The 16,805-nt window shown below is 53.6% G+C and carries 18 protein-coding genes; 5 read left to right on the forward strand and 13 right to left on the reverse strand.

Annotation, left to right across the window (positions count from 1 at the left end; all coding sequences use genetic code 11):
- Positions 1–11: 11 nt before the first annotated feature.
- Entirely contained in the window at positions 12–929 is a 918-nt protein-coding gene (locus tag NMC31_RS02530) for a LysR family transcriptional regulator (RefSeq protein ID WP_253896855.1), read from the forward strand.
- On the opposite strand, the gene csiR is transcribed toward NMC31_RS02530, so the two are convergent.
- The 8 genes from csiR to NMC31_RS02570 form a co-directional block, all read right to left on the reverse strand.
- A complete protein-coding gene (csiR, locus tag NMC31_RS02535) occupies positions 926–1,603 on the reverse strand; it encodes a DNA-binding transcriptional regulator CsiR (RefSeq protein WP_253896856.1) in 678 nt (225 codons plus the stop codon). The genes NMC31_RS02530 and csiR overlap by 4 nt on opposite strands.
- 46 nt (positions 1,604–1,649) lie before the next feature.
- Positions 1,650–3,050 (reverse strand): GABA permease, encoded by a 1,401-nt coding sequence (gabP, locus tag NMC31_RS02540; RefSeq protein ID WP_253896857.1) that lies wholly within the window; start codon positions 3,048–3,050, stop codon positions 1,650–1,652.
- A 236-nt stretch (positions 3,051–3,286) separates the two neighbouring features.
- Complete coding sequence (gabT, locus tag NMC31_RS02545; RefSeq protein ID WP_253896858.1) at positions 3,287–4,567, reverse strand: 4-aminobutyrate--2-oxoglutarate transaminase; 1,281 nt, start codon at positions 4,565–4,567, stop codon at positions 3,287–3,289.
- A gap of 13 nt (positions 4,568–4,580) precedes the next feature.
- Positions 4,581–6,029, reverse strand: a complete 1,449-nt coding sequence (gene gabD, locus NMC31_RS02550) for an NADP-dependent succinate-semialdehyde dehydrogenase (protein ID WP_000772890.1) — start codon at positions 6,027–6,029, stop codon at positions 4,581–4,583.
- 22 nt (positions 6,030–6,051) lie between these two features.
- Positions 6,052–7,320, reverse strand: coding sequence for an L-2-hydroxyglutarate oxidase (gene lhgO / locus NMC31_RS02555; protein WP_000271975.1), 1,269 nt, complete (start codon positions 7,318–7,320; stop codon positions 6,052–6,054).
- A 19-nt stretch (positions 7,321–7,339) separates the two neighbouring features.
- On the reverse strand, positions 7,340–8,317 hold the full coding sequence (gene glaH / locus NMC31_RS02560; protein ID WP_000993113.1) for a glutarate dioxygenase GlaH: 978 nt from the start codon (positions 8,315–8,317) through the stop codon (positions 7,340–7,342).
- 207 nt (positions 8,318–8,524) lie between these two features.
- Positions 8,525–9,271, reverse strand: coding sequence for an SAM-dependent methyltransferase (locus NMC31_RS02565; RefSeq protein ID WP_253896859.1), 747 nt, complete (start codon positions 9,269–9,271; stop codon positions 8,525–8,527).
- A gap of 15 nt (positions 9,272–9,286) precedes the next feature.
- A complete protein-coding gene (locus NMC31_RS02570) occupies positions 9,287–9,544 on the reverse strand; it encodes a YjhX family toxin (protein ID WP_015964995.1) in 258 nt (85 codons plus the stop codon).
- A gap of 380 nt (positions 9,545–9,924) precedes the next feature.
- Between NMC31_RS02570 and NMC31_RS02575 the strand changes: the two genes are divergently transcribed.
- Positions 9,925–10,602, forward strand: coding sequence for a hypothetical protein (locus NMC31_RS02575; RefSeq protein WP_253896860.1), 678 nt, complete (start codon positions 9,925–9,927; stop codon positions 10,600–10,602).
- Positions 10,603–10,888: 286 nt separating this feature from the next.
- Here the strand turns inward: NMC31_RS02575 and NMC31_RS02580 are convergent, their stop codons facing one another.
- Complete coding sequence (locus NMC31_RS02580) at positions 10,889–11,371, reverse strand: glutathione peroxidase (RefSeq protein ID WP_253896861.1); 483 nt, start codon at positions 11,369–11,371, stop codon at positions 10,889–10,891.
- Positions 11,372–11,587: 216 nt separating this feature from the next.
- Between NMC31_RS02580 and NMC31_RS02585 the strand changes: the two genes are divergently transcribed.
- Positions 11,588–12,286 carry an RluA family pseudouridine synthase gene (locus NMC31_RS02585; protein WP_253896862.1) on the forward strand — a complete coding sequence of 233 codons (699 nt, stop codon included), beginning with the start codon at positions 11,588–11,590 and terminating at the stop codon, positions 12,284–12,286.
- A gap of 137 nt (positions 12,287–12,423) precedes the next feature.
- On the opposite strand, the gene NMC31_RS02590 is transcribed toward NMC31_RS02585, so the two are convergent.
- The gene (locus NMC31_RS02590; protein ID WP_149461614.1) at positions 12,424–12,669 is read right to left on the reverse strand and encodes a YmjA family protein; all 246 of its coding nucleotides are present in this window, start codon (positions 12,667–12,669) and stop codon (positions 12,424–12,426) included.
- 46 nt (positions 12,670–12,715) lie between these two features.
- Positions 12,716–13,609: a LysR family transcriptional regulator gene (locus NMC31_RS02595; RefSeq protein WP_253896863.1), complete on the reverse strand. Its 894-nt coding sequence runs from the start codon at positions 13,607–13,609 to the stop codon at positions 12,716–12,718.
- A 91-nt stretch (positions 13,610–13,700) separates the two neighbouring features.
- Between NMC31_RS02595 and NMC31_RS02600 the strand changes: the two genes are divergently transcribed.
- Positions 13,701–14,441, forward strand: coding sequence for a pirin family protein (locus NMC31_RS02600; RefSeq protein WP_253896864.1), 741 nt, complete (start codon positions 13,701–13,703; stop codon positions 14,439–14,441).
- A gap of 77 nt (positions 14,442–14,518) precedes the next feature.
- On the forward strand, positions 14,519–15,157 hold the full coding sequence (locus NMC31_RS02605; protein ID WP_253896865.1) for an ECs1377 family protein: 639 nt from the start codon (positions 14,519–14,521) through the stop codon (positions 15,155–15,157).
- Positions 15,158–15,247: 90 nt separating this feature from the next.
- Here the strand turns inward: NMC31_RS02605 and puuP are convergent, their stop codons facing one another.
- Together puuP and NMC31_RS02615 are read right to left on the reverse strand one after the other, a co-directional pair.
- On the reverse strand, positions 15,248–16,633 hold the full coding sequence (gene puuP / locus NMC31_RS02610) for a putrescine/proton symporter PuuP (protein ID WP_253896866.1): 1,386 nt from the start codon (positions 16,631–16,633) through the stop codon (positions 15,248–15,250).
- A complete protein-coding gene (locus NMC31_RS02615) occupies positions 16,623–16,787 on the reverse strand; it encodes a YmjE family protein (protein WP_253897114.1) in 165 nt (54 codons plus the stop codon). Before NMC31_RS02615 ends, puuP begins: the two co-directional genes overlap by 11 nt.
- Positions 16,788–16,805: the final 18 nt, after the last annotated feature.

Consider the following 16,805-nt stretch of genomic DNA (forward strand, 5'->3'; position numbering starts at 1 on the left):
GGAATACGCTCATGCTTAAAGAAAACTTCAATGAGCTTCAGTTTTTTCTCGCCGTTGCGCGAGAACGTAGCTTCACCAGGGCGGCGGGTAAACTTGGCGTTACGCAGTCCGCACTCAGCCATGCCATAAAAGCGCTGGAGGCCCGGCTTAACATTCGTCTGTTAACACGAACCACCCGTAGCGTGGCGCCGACACAGATGGGGGAGCGAATCATCGCCTGCCTTGAGCCACGGCTTTCCGAACTGGATGAAGAGCTTGAACAGCTCGTACAACTCAGTGGGGCTACGGCGGGAAATATCCGTATCTCCGCGGGTGAACATTCTGCCAAATGTCTGGTGTGGCCAAAACTGAAACCGTTTTTACGCCAGTATCCTGACATTAGCGTTGAGCTGGTGGTGGATAACGGTTTCGTCAACATTGTGGAAGGGCGCTTTGACGCCGGTGTGCGCCTGGGCGAAAGTGTCGATAAAGACATGATCGCGGTGCGCATTGGTCCCGACGTTCGCCTGGTGGTTGCCGGTTCGCCGGACTATTTTGCGCGGCATGGCAAACCGCAAACGCCGCACGATCTCCAGCATCATCGCTGCATCAATATGCGCCTGCCTACGGCGGGCGGGGTGTATCACTGGGAGTTTGAAAAGGCGGGTAAGCATTTAAAAGTGAAGGTAGACGGACAATTAACGTTTAATACCATTGCTGAACGAATCGATGCTGCTGAGTCGGGATTTGGGCTGGCATTTATTCCTGAGGATAGCATCCGCCAGGAAATAGCCGACGGACGGTTGGTCACTGTCTTATCCGAATGGAGCCCCGCTTTTTCCGGATATTATCTCTATTACCCCAGCAGAAAACAGCATCTACCTGCATTTGCATTACTCATTGATGCACTCAGATATACTGAAAATCTTAAAGATGTTGAGCGCGTTTAACGCGCTCCGACCATTGCCTGCTGAATCACCGGGATCGGCGTCAGCAAATGCTGACGCATTAACTCACTGGCGCGTGCCGCATCGCGCGCCAGTATGACCTCGGTCAATTGCTGATGCTGGTCATGTTTATCTTCCAGCATTTCGACGGACAGCACCGTTCTGCGCAGCCAGATATAGCGATAGCGTGCGGCCAGGTCAAATAATCGTTCACGCATTTGCAACAAATAATGCGAACCACAGCCTGCGACAATCGCCGTATGGAATGCCTGATGGCGGCGATCCCACTCCTCGAGCATATTTTCACTGGCGTCATTGGCTTCCAGCTTGCTGAGCATATGCGCGCGGGCAAGAATTTCTGCCTCCCAGGCGTCATCACCGCGTTCAATAGCCAGGCGTACCAGCATGGCTTCCATGTTGGCGCGCGCATCGAAGATGTCGAGCAACTCTTGTTCCGACATGGAAGCGACGTTATACCCTTTCTGATTCACCACCGTCACCAGCCGTTCTGCCACCAGTTGCGAAAGCGCCTCGCGCAGCGGCCCTACGCCAAGGTTGTAGCGAGCGGTAAGCAGGCTCATGCGCAGCTTTTCATCCGGTTGATAAACGCCGCGAATAATGTCGTTTTTCAGCCAGCGATAGCCATCAATGGCCGTTGGTTGAGGAATAGCGGTCATGGCCTTGCTCCTGTGTAGCAATCCCGGCTTGCGCCGGGATAACAATCTATCGGGTATTGTGTAGTGGCGTTTTTTGCCACAATACCAGTTTTTTCCAGCGCGCCATAATCGGCACGGTACAGATTATCCCTATCGCTAATAAACCGGTGGAGATCACTTCTAACTGTTGCGCCGGGCGGAATAGCATCACTACCAACACAAAGGTAATAAAGCCAATGACCAGCCACGTGAGCCACGGGTAAAGCCACATTCGCAGGCGAATTTCGCTTCCTTCTGCTCGCAGGATTTTGCGCATCCGTAACTGTGAAACGGCGATGACTAAATAAACCAGCAGGGCGATAGCGCCGGAGCTGTCGATCAAAAATTTAAACACTTTCGCCGGTGCGTAATAGTTAACCACCACCGTTAAAAACGCCGCACCGGTCGAGAGTAATACCGCCACATACGGGGTTTTACTGCGGTTAATTTTGCCCATTACCGCGGGTGCATCACCGCGACGGCTTAAGGAGTAGAGCATCCTTGACGCGGTATACAGCGCCGAGTTCAGGCAACTGGTTACGGAAAGTAATATCACGCAGTCCATGATTAATTTCGCATGAGGAATATTGAGCAATTCCAGAACCGAGCGATAAGAACCCACGGCTTTCAGCCCCGGCATATTCCACGGAATTAATGCCACGACGACAAAAATAGAACACAAATAGAAAATAGAGATACGCCAGATAACCGAGTTGGTGGCGCGGACAATGTGTTTTTCCGGGGTGTCGGATTCCGCTGCGGCGATGGTGACAATTTCTGCGCCCATAAATGAGAACATGGTGATCAGCATCGCGCTTAATACTGCGCCGAAGCCGTTGGGCATAAAGCCGCCGCTATCCCATAATCTTGAAATACCGCTTACGTCGGCATACGGGTAAAAACCGCTAATCGCTACAGCGCCAAGGAATATAAACGCCAGAATGGCAATGACTTTGCACAGCGCCAGCCAGAATTCAAATTCGCCGTAGTTTTTAACGCTTAATAAATTACTGCCGGTTAAGGCGAGGGTAATGACGAGGGAAAACAACCAGATAGGAATGCCTGGAACCCACGAGTGCAGGATCATGGCGGCGATGTTGGCTTCCAGCGGGATAACCAGTACCCAAAACCACCAGTACAACCAGCCGATGGTATAGCCCGCCCAGCGGCCAATGGCTTTATCGGCATAGGTGGAAAACGAACCCGTGTCGGGTGTAGCAACCGCCATTTCCGCCAACATCCGCATAATCATAACCACCAGTAATCCGGCGAACAGATAGGCCAGTAATACCGCCGGGCCCGCTTCGGCGATGGCGACGCTGGAACCGACAAACAAACTTGCGCCGATAACACCGGCAATAGACAACATGGTGACGTGGCGTGATTTCAGCCCGCCGCCTAACTCATGTGGTTGCGATGATTGCCCCATCCTGAATCCTCTCGAAAGTGTGACACTTGGGAGAGCGGCCCGACATTTCCCGCGTCGGGTCACGCGTTTAATTGTTATTGGTTCTTTTTACCGGAGAGCGGCTCCGCCTTATCCGGCCGACATAGATTTATTCCTGTTCACGTACAGATTGTCGGATGCGGCGTAAACGCCTTATCCGACCTGGGTTCTCGTAGGCCGGACAAGACGCAAAGCGTCGCCTCCGGCATGGTGCGGTGCTACTGCTTCGCCTCATCAAAACACTGGCTGATAATTTCCAGACCCTGACGGATCTGAGCATCTTCAATGGTGAGCGGGACAAGGATGCGCAGCACGTTGTAATACGGGCCGCAGGAGAGAAGAATCAGGCCCTTATCGCGGGCGCGCGCCACGATGTCGGCGGTGAGTTTGGCGTCCGGTTTGCTGTGATCGCCATCTTCAAACAGCTCGATAGCAATCATCGCCCCCAGCCCGCGAACGTCGCCGATCTCGGTATGTTTTTCGGCGATCGCCAATAATCCGTCTTTCAGCTTTTGCCCCAGGTCGTTGGCTTTTTGCAGCAGATTTTCCTGTTCAAACACCTTCAACACTTCCAGCGCCGCGACGCAGGCAATCGGGTTACCCGCATAGGTACCGCCCAGACCGCCTGGAGCGACGGCATCCATCACTTCGGCGCGCCCGGTGACGCCCGCCAGCGGGAAGCCGCCTGCGATCGATTTCGCAAAGGTGGTGAGATCCGGCGCGACGCCCATTTGCTCCATCGCAAACAGCGTGCCGGTACGTCCCGCGCCGCTTTGCACTTCATCGGCAATCAACATGATCCCGTGCTCGTCACACAGCGCACGTAAACGCTGCATAAAGGCTGGCGTCGCGGCGTAGAAACCGCCTTCGCCCTGAACCGGCTCAATCACGATGGCGGCGATATCTTCCGGCGCAGCGTCATTTTTAAAAATTCGGTGAATACTTGCGATAGCGTCATTTTCACTGATCCCGTGGAGCGGGCAAGGATAAAGCGCGCGATAAACATGGCCCGGCATCAGGCCCATCCCAGCAGAGTACGGATTCACCTTGCCAGTCAGCGCCAGCGTATAGTGCGTGCGCCCGTGATACGCGCCGCTAAAGGCGATGGTGCCGCTACGTTTGGTGGCGGCGCGGGCGATTTTCACCGCGTTTTCCACCGCTTCGGAACCAGTCGTCACCAGCAGCGTTTTTTTGGCGAAATCGCCCGATACCTTCTGATTCATTATTTCGCACAGCGCCAGATATGGCTCATAAGCCAGCACCTGGAAGCAAGTGTGCGACAGTTTTTTCAACTGCGCTTCCACTGCCGCCACCACTTTCGGATGCAGGTGCCCGGTATTGAGCACCGCAATCCCGCCCGCGAAATCAAGATACTCACGGCCTTCAACGTCCCACACCCGGCAGTTTTCTGCGCGATCAGCGAAAATGGGGTGAATTTGCCCAACGCCACGGGGAATCGCCTGACTGCGGCGCTGCATTAACTCTTTATTGCTGCTCATTCGCGTTCTCCAGTTAAAGACCGATGCACATGTATTTGATTTCTAAATAATCTTCGATGCCATACTTCGAACCTTCACGACCCAGACCCGAGGCTTTTATGCCGCCGAACGGGGCCACTTCATTGGAAATAATGCCGGTATTGATACCGACGATGCCGTATTCCAGCGCCTCGCCCACGCGGAAGACGCGGCTTAAATCACGGGCGTAGAAATAGGCGGCAAGGCCAAACTCGGTGTCATTGGCCTGCGCAATCACATCGGCTTCATCTTTAAAACGGAACAGCGGGGCGAGGGGGCCGAACGTCTCTTCTTTCGACACTTTGGCGTTGGCCGGAACATCCACCAGAATGGTTGGCTGGAAGAAGTTGCCGCCGCGTTCATGCGCTTTACCGCCGCAAACCACGCGCGCGCCTTTCTCCAGCGCATCGGCGATATGCTCTTCCACTTTTGCTACCGCTTTTTCATCGATCAGTGGCCCAATGGTGACGCCTTTTTCCAGCCCATCACCGATGTGCAGTTTGCTCACCGCCTGCTGCAATTTTTCAGCAAAGCGGTCATACACGCCGTCCTGTACATACAGGCGGTTGGCGCAGACGCAGGTTTGCCCGGCGTTACGGAATTTCGAGGCCAGCGCACCTTCCACGGCTTTATCGAGATCGGCATCGTCAAAGACGATAAACGGTGCGTTGCCGCCCAGCTCCAGCGACACTTTTTTGATGTCTTTCGCGCACTGTTCCATTAACTGACGGCCAATTTCGGTCGAGCCGGTAAACGACAGCTTGCGCACCAGCGGGTTGCTGGTCAGTTCGTTACCGACCGCGCCCGCCGAACCGGTCACCACGTTAAATACGCCAGCCGGAATGCCCGCGCGAATCGCCAGCTCTGCCAGCGCCAGCGCAGAGAACGGCGTCTGACTGGCGGGCTTCAGCACCATCGTGCAGCCTGCCGCCAACGCCGGACCGGCTTTGCGGGTAATCATCGCCGCCGGGAAGTTCCACGGCGTGATAGCGGCGGTAACGCCAATCGGCTGCTTGATAACAATCAGGCGTTTATCGGCCTGATGACCGGGAATGGTGTCGCCATAAATACGCTTGCCTTCTTCGGCAAACCACTCAATAAATGAGGCGGCGTAGCTGATTTCGCCTTTCGCCTCCGCCAGCGGTTTTCCCTGTTCGAGGGTCATCAGGCGCGCTAAATCGTCCTGATGCTCCATCATCAAATTGAACCAGTTACGCAGAATGTTGGCGCGTTCTTTGGCGGTAAGGGCACGCCAGGCGGGCAGGGCGCGGTTGGCGGCGTCGATAGCGGCGCGGGTTTCATCTGCGCCCATTTTGGGTACGCTACCCAGCTTGTCGCCGTTTGCCGGATTAGTGACCTCGATGACTTCGCCATTGTTGGCGTCCAGCCACTCCCCGTTAATTAACGCCTGCTGGCGGAATAAGTTACTGTCGTTCAGTTTCATCGCTACATCCTGTTTTCAAAGGTTATTGATTAAAGGCGGCGTGTAAGGCATCCACACTACGTGCCGCTCGCAGCGTGCGTCCGGGGTTACTCTGGCTTGCCAACAGCGTTTGTACCTTGCTGACAATATGCGCACCAATAGGAATTGCTGATGTCGCTGCCGGGGAGGGCGCATTGCAGGTGTGGATCGTGCGCGGGGTGGTGACAAACAGAAAATCGTCAATCAGCTTGCCGTCCGGCGATACTGCCTGCGCACGCACACCGGCGGGCCAGGGCTGGAGATCGCTTAACGAAAGCCCGGGACAATACTTTTGCACCAGCCGCAGATAGCCGCTTTTGCACAGCGAGTTTTTCATCTCGCCCAGTCCTGAGCGTAGATGGTTTTGCAGCACCCGGCGAATCCCCGACGAGCCCAAAATCTCCAGCGTGTCGCTAAATGAGAAGTCGCGCTTGCGATAGCCTTCGCGTTTGAACGCCAGCACCGCGTTTGGCCCGACGGTCACGCTGCCGTCGATCATACGAGTGAGATGAACGCCCAAAAACGGCATTGCCGGGTCGGGGATGGGGTAAATCAGGTGGTTAACAATCTGGTTATGCGCCGGGGCAAGGCGGAAATATTCACCGCGGAACGGGCAAATGATAAAGCCCGGTTCGAGGCCGAGCATTTTCACCAGCCGGTCAGCCATCAGCCCGGAACAGCTAATCAGCGTCGATGCCTCATACTCGCCTCCCTGACGGGTCCCTATCACCACGCCGTTTTTATGCTCACTGAGGGCGCTGACTTCGGCGTTATAAATAATCTCACCGCCTCTGGCCTGGAAGATTTTTGCCATTGCCGCTGTCACTTCGCGGTAGCTGACAATACCGCTGGACGGCACAAAAATACCGCCAAGCCCGGTGATATTCGGTTCGCGTTCGCGTAGCTCCTCGGCGTTTAACCACTCGCGCTCAATACCGTTCGCCGCTGTGCGTTCCCATAAAGCGCGCATCCGTTCCATTTCGAGTTCAGACGTGGCGACCAGCATCTTGCCGCAGTTGTCGTAGCGAATGCCGTTTTGATCGCAAAAGGCTTTAGTGGCGCGGTTTCCCGCCAGGCAAAACTGCGCCTTCAAACTGCCGGGCGTGTAATAGACCCCGGCATGGATCACGCCGCTGTTGTGGCCCGTCTGGTGACAGGCCGGGCCGGACTCTTTTTCCAGCAACGCAATGCGTGCATCCGGATAGACATCAATCAGTTGCATGGCGGTCGACATGCCAATGATGCCGCCGCCAATAATCACAAAATCATACATCCGCTCGATTCCTTTGCGCTTACTGATGCGTCTGGTAGTGGTGAGTGGCGTAAGCGAAATAGCCGCGCTGGCGCATAAGTTCACGACGCAGATCCGGATGCGGAGTAAAGCGGTCGCGCCCATGAAGCCAGAACAGATTGTTTATCAACAGGAATTTGCCAACGGGAACGGGTACAGACAAAATGCCTTTGCTGGTTTCAATGGCGTCTGAAAGCTCGCTCAACCACACGCCTTCCTCGAAATCCTTCGGCTGGACGAACTGGTCGATATAGCGCATCACCGGGCGGCCCTGCTGGTCGACGTCGAACACCGGATGGAAAACATCTTTGCTGACGTTTTTACTCGGCGGCGCAGCAAAGCGCATCGGACGGCGCGCCAGCGGGTGACGGAAATAGTGCTCCAGATGTTCCCAGTCATCGAGATGCAGCAGCAGCGAATTTCCGCCCTGCATGTTTTGCTCGTCGATTTTCATCATCAGCACGTAATCAGTGATCTCTTCGACGTAGGTGCCGTCGTTGTGCAGCTCCATCACACGATGCGGCTGACGCAGATAGCTATCTGAGTTATCGACATTTTTCACCACAAAACGCGCGTAATACTGACCGCTCATGGCGTCGAAATTGGAACGACCAATCAGATGCGCCACCGCCGTTGCCAGCTTCACCATCTCATCTGCCTGCGCGACATCATCGACACCTACCGCATTAATTAACAGCGCACCTTCAGCACGGTTTAGCAGCGTCTTCAACAGCAACGGTTGCAGCTGATTCGCACACAAATCATCAAGAATTTTGCCTACCCGAAAACGCAGAAACGATTTGTACTCCAGCGCCTGCACGGGCCATTCGGCAACCTGCTCGAGAAACTGTTTGGTCGTCTGTTCGGTGAAGGTGAGTTCCAGCAGACGCGGGGATTGCGCCGACGGGATGAGAGTGAATCCGCTATAGTCCTGGCCTGAATCGACAGCGTTATTTTGTACGGCGGTCAGTGCATTCATCAGAAGCGATCCTCTTGAGGTTTCAGGGAGAGTGCGTGATGCTCATTTCGTAGCCATAAGTAAAAAATATCTACATTTTTATAAAATGTGCACAGGAAGGGCGATTTGTTTCATTTTTGTGATCAAATTGAGCAAAAATTAAACATCTTATTTGTGTGGGTATGTGGTGCCGGGTAACAGAGTTACCCGGCTATTGGGGGAGGGAAATTATCTCGGCATCAGGGCAAATACACCCCAGCCGATGTATTCACGTGTACGGCTGACGTGGCGTAGGGGGGCCGCTAATAACTCTGCCCGCGCCTCGGGGGCAAAGTCATCGTCGGGATTTTCCGTCAGCCATCGGCGTAACGTGAGCCATTTTGCGGCTTCATAGCGATCCCAGCCTTCTTGATCGGCCAGCACCATTTCCACCACATCGTATCCCTGTTCAGCAAACAGACTGACCAGCTCCGGCAGCATTCTTAACTCCGCCAGCGCGGAGAGACCGCACTCTGTCACTACCTCTGGTGATTCTGGCAGGCGACGCCAGTAGGGCTCGCCAACCAGCATCATCCCGCCGGGTTTGAGGCTCTGGCGCAGAAGATTCAGGGTACCTTCTACACCCCCGGCTATCCAGGTTGCGCCGATACAGGCGGTAACATCGCATTTTCTATCCGCAACGAAACCCGCAGCATTGTTGTGAATGAACGTAACACGGTCGCTTACCCCCAGCTCAAGTGCACGTGATTTAGCCTGTTGAGTAAACAATGGGCTTAAATCGATTCCAAGACCGGTAATGTGATGATCGCGTGCCCAGGTACAGAGCATTTCTCCCGACCCGCTTCCAAGGTCGAGGATTTGCATCTCGGGCATCAGCCCGATCACTCTGCCCAGCGTGGCATATTTTTCCGGAGTGAAGGGATTGTGAATGCGGTGCGCGCTTTCGCTAATCGTAAAAATACGTGGGATATCCATAGACTTGCTCCTTGCTTAGCGGTTGTCCAGTTGGGCGCGGACGTTCTGCAACCCGGTGGTGTTGATACGGTATGGTTGCCCGTTGACGGACTTAATCAGCTTTTTGGTTTTAAGTTTTTTGAAGACAGCGAGGGTACAGTCGCTGAGCAAAAGCCCTTCGCGGCTATAGCATTCGACGGAAGTTACGCGGCCAGAGGAATCGCGAACGTGCGCAATTCGGCCACCTTTGGCGAGAACGTGTAAGGTACGTTGTTCCTGACGGGATAAATTCATACTGGTGAACCTGTTAATCATCATGTGCAAAACGTGCAAACACACAGCGGTGTCCGCATTCGATTTCGGCGCATTGATAATCAGCCCGGCCTGAAAAGGTCGAGTGACTGATTATCAGATGATTACATTCTCCAGCATCAAAGCCTCGGTATGAGTTGAAAGGTATTTACAAGGTGAATGTTAACACGCAGGGTTTACAGGGGAATAGGCGATGTTTGGTTGTGTGAGGGAGATCACGCAGGAGGACGCGGTGATGTCTGCTGACCTATTCCCGGAAGTGAAGAACTCAATTGTATTTTCAAATTAGGTAAAAATGCTTTATGCCGTAACAGGTAACGCTATGCTGCCTTCAGGTATCGCGATGATATGAAAGGAAGCCTATGAAGCCGCCCGCCTGGTGTTTTTGTGTATTACCGTTCATCTTTTTACCGTCTGTGAGTGCGACTGAAAAAAACGACTATTTCAAGCGCATAAGCTTTCACTCACCCACCAATTCCGGTTTTCGCACCGCCACTATTCTAAGCGCCGGGTTTACCGGGGCCACGGTCACTATGAGCAGCAATCACGAAGCGCTCAATCTGAATGATGTCGTCTTTAGCGTTGCCCATGACTGGCTCGATATTCGACCGCATCAGGAAGGGCGCGTGACGCTGGTGATGAAACGGCAGCCACAGGAACATGAACTTGCCAATACGTTGACGCTGCGCAACCGTAAAACGGGCAATACGCAGCACTATCCTTTCATTGTGAATACCTGGCTTATCGGTGAGGGCACGGTTGATAATAATTTCGCTACCGCCCGCGAACGCTGTCAGCGAATGGGGGGGGGCTTGTTAACGACGCGCGAATTCCGCGAGGTTTCAAGAAAATGGTTTGGCTTGAGTCACGGTCAGCTGAGCGAAAGGTATCCGCTGGCTCGTCTCTTCCATCCACAGGCGCAGGCTGGTGGCAGTTTCTGGGTGCATGAGGCGAAAGCGTTGCACCTGCATACGGGGATTAAAAGTCATCAGCGCGGGATTAATACGATATGTCGATATAATTATGCTGGTGCGTTGTAATGCCTATAACCACGAGCACCAATGGATTTGGGGTAAGCAACAGTTCTGATCGCTAAATAAGTGGCTATAGAGGGCATATAGGGTAGCTATGCAGGGAAAATCAATCCATCATGTAAATCCTTTAGTATGCTGTAAATAAGATGACTGAAACCTAAAAAACTGAGAAACAGTGCCCGAAATAATATTCCACAGTCATTTTATAATTCCTTTTGTGATCTGCTTATGGCATGAATACCTGAGTTTAACCAGGCGTTCTGACACGACGAATACAACGCAAGATAAACCCTTATATCTTAAGCGCAGCAGCGATTGCATCCTCCATTTTTTCTGGCGTGGTGAAGGGCGCAAAACGCTTGATTGGCTTGCCATCGCGCCCTATCAGGAACTTCGTGAAGTTCCACTTGATTCGTCCGCCGAAAAAGCCGGGTAATTCAGCTCTCAGATAACGGAATATCGGATGTGCAGTGCTGCCGTTGACGTCCACTTTCTCGAACATCGGGAAGCTTACGCCGTAATTAATGTGACAGGTCTGCGCGATATCATCGGCATTGCCGGGTTCCTGTTTGCCGAACTGGTTGCAGGGAAAACCCAGCACAACGAAACCCTGAGCGGCATACTTCTTATAAAGTGTTTCAAGGCCTGCATATTGTGGGGTAAAGCCACAATGGCTGGCGGTATTCACAACCAGTACCAGTTGACCGAGGTAGTCGGACATTGCAATGTTCTGCCCCTGCAGACTGGTGGCAGTGAGTTGGTGAAAGGCGGGCATCTTGATATCCTCAGTGCTAAAGCGGTGTGACATAGACTTTGCTAATCAGTATGGCGCAAGTGTGCGTGAATCATTTTTACAGAGTCTACAAACATCGTCCACCGTTCACCCTTTCAGGGCTCGTGGTGACTTCATCCAGCCCAAACAGCCACAGGCATTCGCTCCCCATCTGAAATTCCGCTATCATCTCCACTCACTTCCATGCCAGGCCGCGTCATGTCTACCCTTATCGACACGTTTATTGCTCCTCCATGCCATGACGATGTAGAGATTCTCTATCAGGATGAACATCTGCTTCTGATCAACAAACCCTCCGGTCTGCTCAGTCTTTCAGGCAAAAACCCGCAAAATAAAGATTCGGTGCATTACCGTCTGGTGCAGCAGTTTCCGGGTTGTACGCTGGTCCATCGTCTCGATTTCGGCACTTCCGGATTAATGCTCGTGGCGCGCAATAAAGCTATCAATGCGGCGCTGTGTCAGCAGTTCAGCCAGCGTACAGTGAGCAAGGTTTACACGGCGCTGCTTTGCGGGCATTTGCAAGATGATGAAGGCGTGATTGATGCGGCTATTGCCAAAGATCCCGCGCTGTTTCCTCTGATGTCGATCAACGCCTGCGAGGGCAAGCCCGCACGTTCCCGATATCGGGTGCTTGAGCGTATTTATCACACGCCGGGAGAGGGCGCGGCGCTACCCGTGACCCGCGTCGAACTCACCCCGGAGACCGGGCGTACCCATCAGTTACGTATTCATTGCCAACATGTGGGGTATCCCATTTTAGGCTGCGATCTCTACGGTGGACGCCTGCTGCCGGGGACGGAAAAGGTATCCCGTTTAATGCTCCATGCGAGCGAATTGCACTTTATGCACCCGGTAAGCCAGAAGCCAATCCACGCCCGCAACCCCAGCGCGTTTTGAGCCGGGTGGATGGGTTTATAAACTCAACATGGGTTTATTTTTATACAAGTGTTAAATTTTTACATCGCTGTGCTGTGATGTGCCCATACATTCGCTATGGGCATGGTATTTCCCGCATCATAAACACGGGTAGGGAATTACTCATTTCCCCATTGATTCAGGAACTCCGCAATCTCATCAATGCGCGCGCTTTTAATGCCCGCTTCATCGGCCATCTCTTTCTGCGCCTCCTCGCTGATCTCTTCGTTATTCATCAGGCGGGTTAGTAGCAGTTGAAAATAGTGCGCCAGCGGGGTGCGTTCAGACTCGGCAACCGGCTCTGCGCATTCCGTCGCGTATTCATCGGCAATATCGTAATACTTCAATGGGATATCGTTGTTCATAAAAAGCCTCTGGTTAAGGTTACGCGGGTGTCTGGCCGGAATAGTATCACTCAATTGATGTACACAACACTTCGCGCAGCCACGCCATAAACGTGGTGACGCGCACAGGGGTATAGTGGCGAGTAGGGCGGATGAGCGAAAGGGGGAGTGCAGACGGCGCATGATCCTGCATTACCGGCACCAGCGTGCCTGCATGCAGGGCATCTTCGACGATAAACCACGGTAGCATAGCAATTCCCATTCCCTGGATTGCCGCTTCCCGCAGCACGTCGCCGTTATCGGTGATAAGCGGAGTATTCATTTCAGGCAGCTCTTTGCCTTCAGTAATCCCCCACTCATCTCGCGCGGAAAGCAACGAGTAGCGCAGACAGTTGTGCCCGGCAAGGTCAGCCGGTGATGCCGGGACGCCTTTTCGCGCAAGGTAAGCCGGCGAGGCGCAAAACAGCCGCGGAAGGTCTGCCAGGTGCGCGCAAACCAGCGACGAATCATTCAATGCACTGATGCGTAATGCCAAATCCAGGCCTTCTCCCACCAGATCCGACAGTCGGTCTTCCAGTTGTAACTGTACGGTAATTTGCGGATATTTCGCCATAAACACCGGCAGCAGCGGCGCCAGCTTTTTCACCCCGAAGGTTAACGGCGCCGATAGACGAATTACGCCGCTCAGCGTCTCCTGAAAGCAGTTAAGCCGCTCTTCCGCCTGTTCCAGCGATTCAAGGATCCCTTTCACATCCTTGTAAAACTGCTCCCCGGCGGTGGTGAGTTCCAGGTGTCGCGTGGTGCGGTTGAGCAGACGCACGCCCAGACTCTGTTCCAGCGAAGAGACGCGGCGGCTGATGGAGGCGCTGCTGGTTTCCAGTTGCACGGCGGCGTTATAAAAACTGCCTGTTTCGATCACGGCGACAAAACTGCGCAGGGCGATGAAATCGTATTCTTTCATTTTTCGTAACGGTGAATTGTGTGTAGCCCCATTTATCGTGGGGGGAATGGTAATTACTCTGTCCGCATTATATGAACACCGGAGAGAAACAATGACAACCCAATACCGCGTAAAAAAAGGCGAATCCCTGCATTATCTGCCAGCAAGTGATTATCACCCGGCCGATACGTACTTCCATTTTTCTTTTGCCAATTATTACGATCCTGACAACATGAATTATGGCGTATTGCGTGTGGTGAATGATGACAATGTGAAACCGCACAACGGTTTTGGTCGCCACCCGCATCAAAATATGGAAATTGTCAGCTATGTGATTGATGGTCAACTGACCCACTGGGACAGCGCAACGCAAACGGAAGAGACGCTGGGGCGCGGGCATGTGCAGGCGATTACCGCCGGAAACGGCGTTTGGCACTCAGAGTTGAACAAGCATGACGAGTGGTGCCGCTTCCTGCAAATCTGGATCCTGCCGCCAAAACAGGGGCTGGAGGTGCGTTACAACCAGCGTAAATATCAGGCGGAAGAGCGTGAAAATAAGCTCCTGCATATTGTGGGTAGCCTGAAAAATGACGATGCGCCGCTGATGCTCAATCAGGATGTGAACATGTACGTCAGCGAACTGACCAACCCGACGGCGGAAGTTGAGTATCAACTGCAGGCCGGACGCCAGGCCTATATCAATAACTTTGAAGGTGAAGTGAACGTAAAAGGTATCGCGACATTAGGTCTTAAAGATACGCTGGAAATTACCGGGCCGGCGACCCTGAAATTCAGTGCCGCTAAAGAACAGAGCCATTTTATTATTATCGAAATGCCTCAGTCTCACGCCTGATTTTTAACGCATGACGCTGTCGATTTTTCCGGACACTTGCTAAAGTAACCTGCTGATCGCAAAGGAAGGAACGCGCTGTGGCCGGAAGAATCGATTACCAAATTGAAAAGTACAGCTTTACCGAAGCGGGCGAGTCGCCGAGGCTCGCTCAACAGTGGGCGGAAGTGATTGAAGAGTGCCGTCAGTCCGGCGCGGGCGCGCAGGAGCGTTTACGCATTGCGCTGCTGAACGTTGACTACGTCACCAGCTTCGAATTGCCCTTTCGTCTGCTGTTAATCCGCGCGCCACAGCTGATCGCCGCCGTGCGTGACGAACTTCAGCTTAGTCAAAAAAATGTCCTCTTTAACGGCAAACGTTTCGGCTGTGTTTACAGCCTGAAAGCCAACATCGACACCATTCCCGATGAATACCAATACCGCTTATCCAACCGTATCCGGCGAATGGATGGCTCGCTATCAACCGCCTCGCCGTACCAGGACATTGCCAAACAGATTAAACAGCCGCGCGAGCGTTTAAAGCTGGCGCTGGAGAATGATTTGCAGGTTACCGCGCTGGATGGGCTTTTTTGGTTTGGTATTCAACGTATTGCGGCAGATGTGCAGAAGCTGCGGAAAACGGGGATGAAAATCAGCACCGCAGAGGTGGATGTGTTTGATAACCTGACCGGCACCACGCGGCGTGTGCCGTATTATCAGCAGGTTAAAAGCGGCGCGTAATGCGCCGCTTTTTGCCCGATGGCGCTACGCTTATCGGGCCTACAATTGGTGATGAGTCGTAGGTTGGATAAGCGCAGCGCCATCCAACAATTACGTCTCGCTCACCGGCGTTCTGTCACCCTCATACAACGGCACTTTGCGATAACGACGTACCAGATACCACAGATACGCGCCACCCAGCGCTGCCCATACCAGCCCCAGCGTCAGCGAGGTCGATTCGAGGTTAACCCACAGCACGCCCACCGTCAGCGCGCCAACCAGCGGCATCAGTAAATAGTGGAAGTGTTCCTTCCAGCATTTATTCATTCCTTTGCGACGCCAGAAGTGGTTGAACACCGACAAATTGACGAAGGTAAACGCGACCAGCGCACCGAAGTTAATCAGTGCCGTGGCGGTGACTAAATCGAAGAACAGCGCCGACAACGCGACAATTCCGACCATAATGACATTCAGTGCCGGAGTCCGCCATTTCGGGTGCACATAGCCAAACACGCGTTCCGGAAACACATTGTCGCGCCCCATCACATACAGCAGACGCGACACGCTGGCATGTGACGCCAGGCCAGACGCTAACGTGTTCACAAACGTCGTGCAGAGGAAAATCGACTGGAACAACTTGCCGCCAACGTACAGTGCGATTTCCGGCAGTGCGGCGTCCGGATCTTTAAAGCGGCTGATATCCGGGAAGAACAGCTGCATAAAGAACGACGCCGCGATAAAGATCACGCCGCCGTACACCGCCGTCAGGAAGATGGCTTTCGGGATAACACGCGCGGCATCCGGTGTCTCTTCCGAAAGCGTGGTCACCGCATCAAAACCGAGGAACGAGAAACAGACAATCGTCGCCCCGGTAATAATCGGGATCAGATGCGCGTTCTCGCTGATAAACGGCTGAAGCGACCAGACGGTGCCAACGCCTTCTCCTTTATGCAGCCCCTGAACCACCAGGAAGATAAACACCAACATGATGGATATCTGCACCAGCACAAACAGGGTATTGAAGTTAGCCACCAGATTGACGCTCTTCAGGTTCGCGGCAGTTAAAATGGCGACGAAGGTTACCACCCACACCCACGGCGGCACGTCGGGGAAGAGGGCGGAGAGATAGATCTTCGCCAACAGCACGTTGATCATCGGCAAAAAGAGATAATCCAGCAGCGATGACCAGCCGACCATAAATCCGACGTGCGGGTTAATTGACTTTTGCGCGTAGGTATAGGCCGAGCCCGCCTCCGGGAACTGGCGAACCAGTTTGCCGTAGCTGACAGCGGTAAACAGCACGCCCGCCAGCGCCAGCAAATAGGATGCCGGAACGTGGCCGTCGCTGATGCCGGAAACGATGCCAAAGGTATCGAACACAGTCATCGGCGTGAGATAGGCGAGGCCCATCATGACGACCTGCCACAGCTTCAGCGACTTACGCAGTTTGGTTTTGCCGGGTTGTGCGGCGATATCCAGTGAGGAATTAAAGGCCATGTTGCGAGCCTCCCCTGCGTAATCGGGTTTGCGGTCGCGTCGACCTGAAATCAAACCTGTTTAGCAGGGGAAGCAAGGGGAGCGGAGTACACTCGGTCGTGGGGAGGGCGCAAACGCAGCCTCCCTCGCCATGCGGGTATTTCATCATCGGCATCATCTCATTTCCTCGTCA

Source organism: Pseudocitrobacter vendiensis (assembly GCF_943590815.1).
GTDB lineage: Bacteria > Pseudomonadota > Gammaproteobacteria > Enterobacterales > Enterobacteriaceae > Pseudocitrobacter > Pseudocitrobacter vendiensis.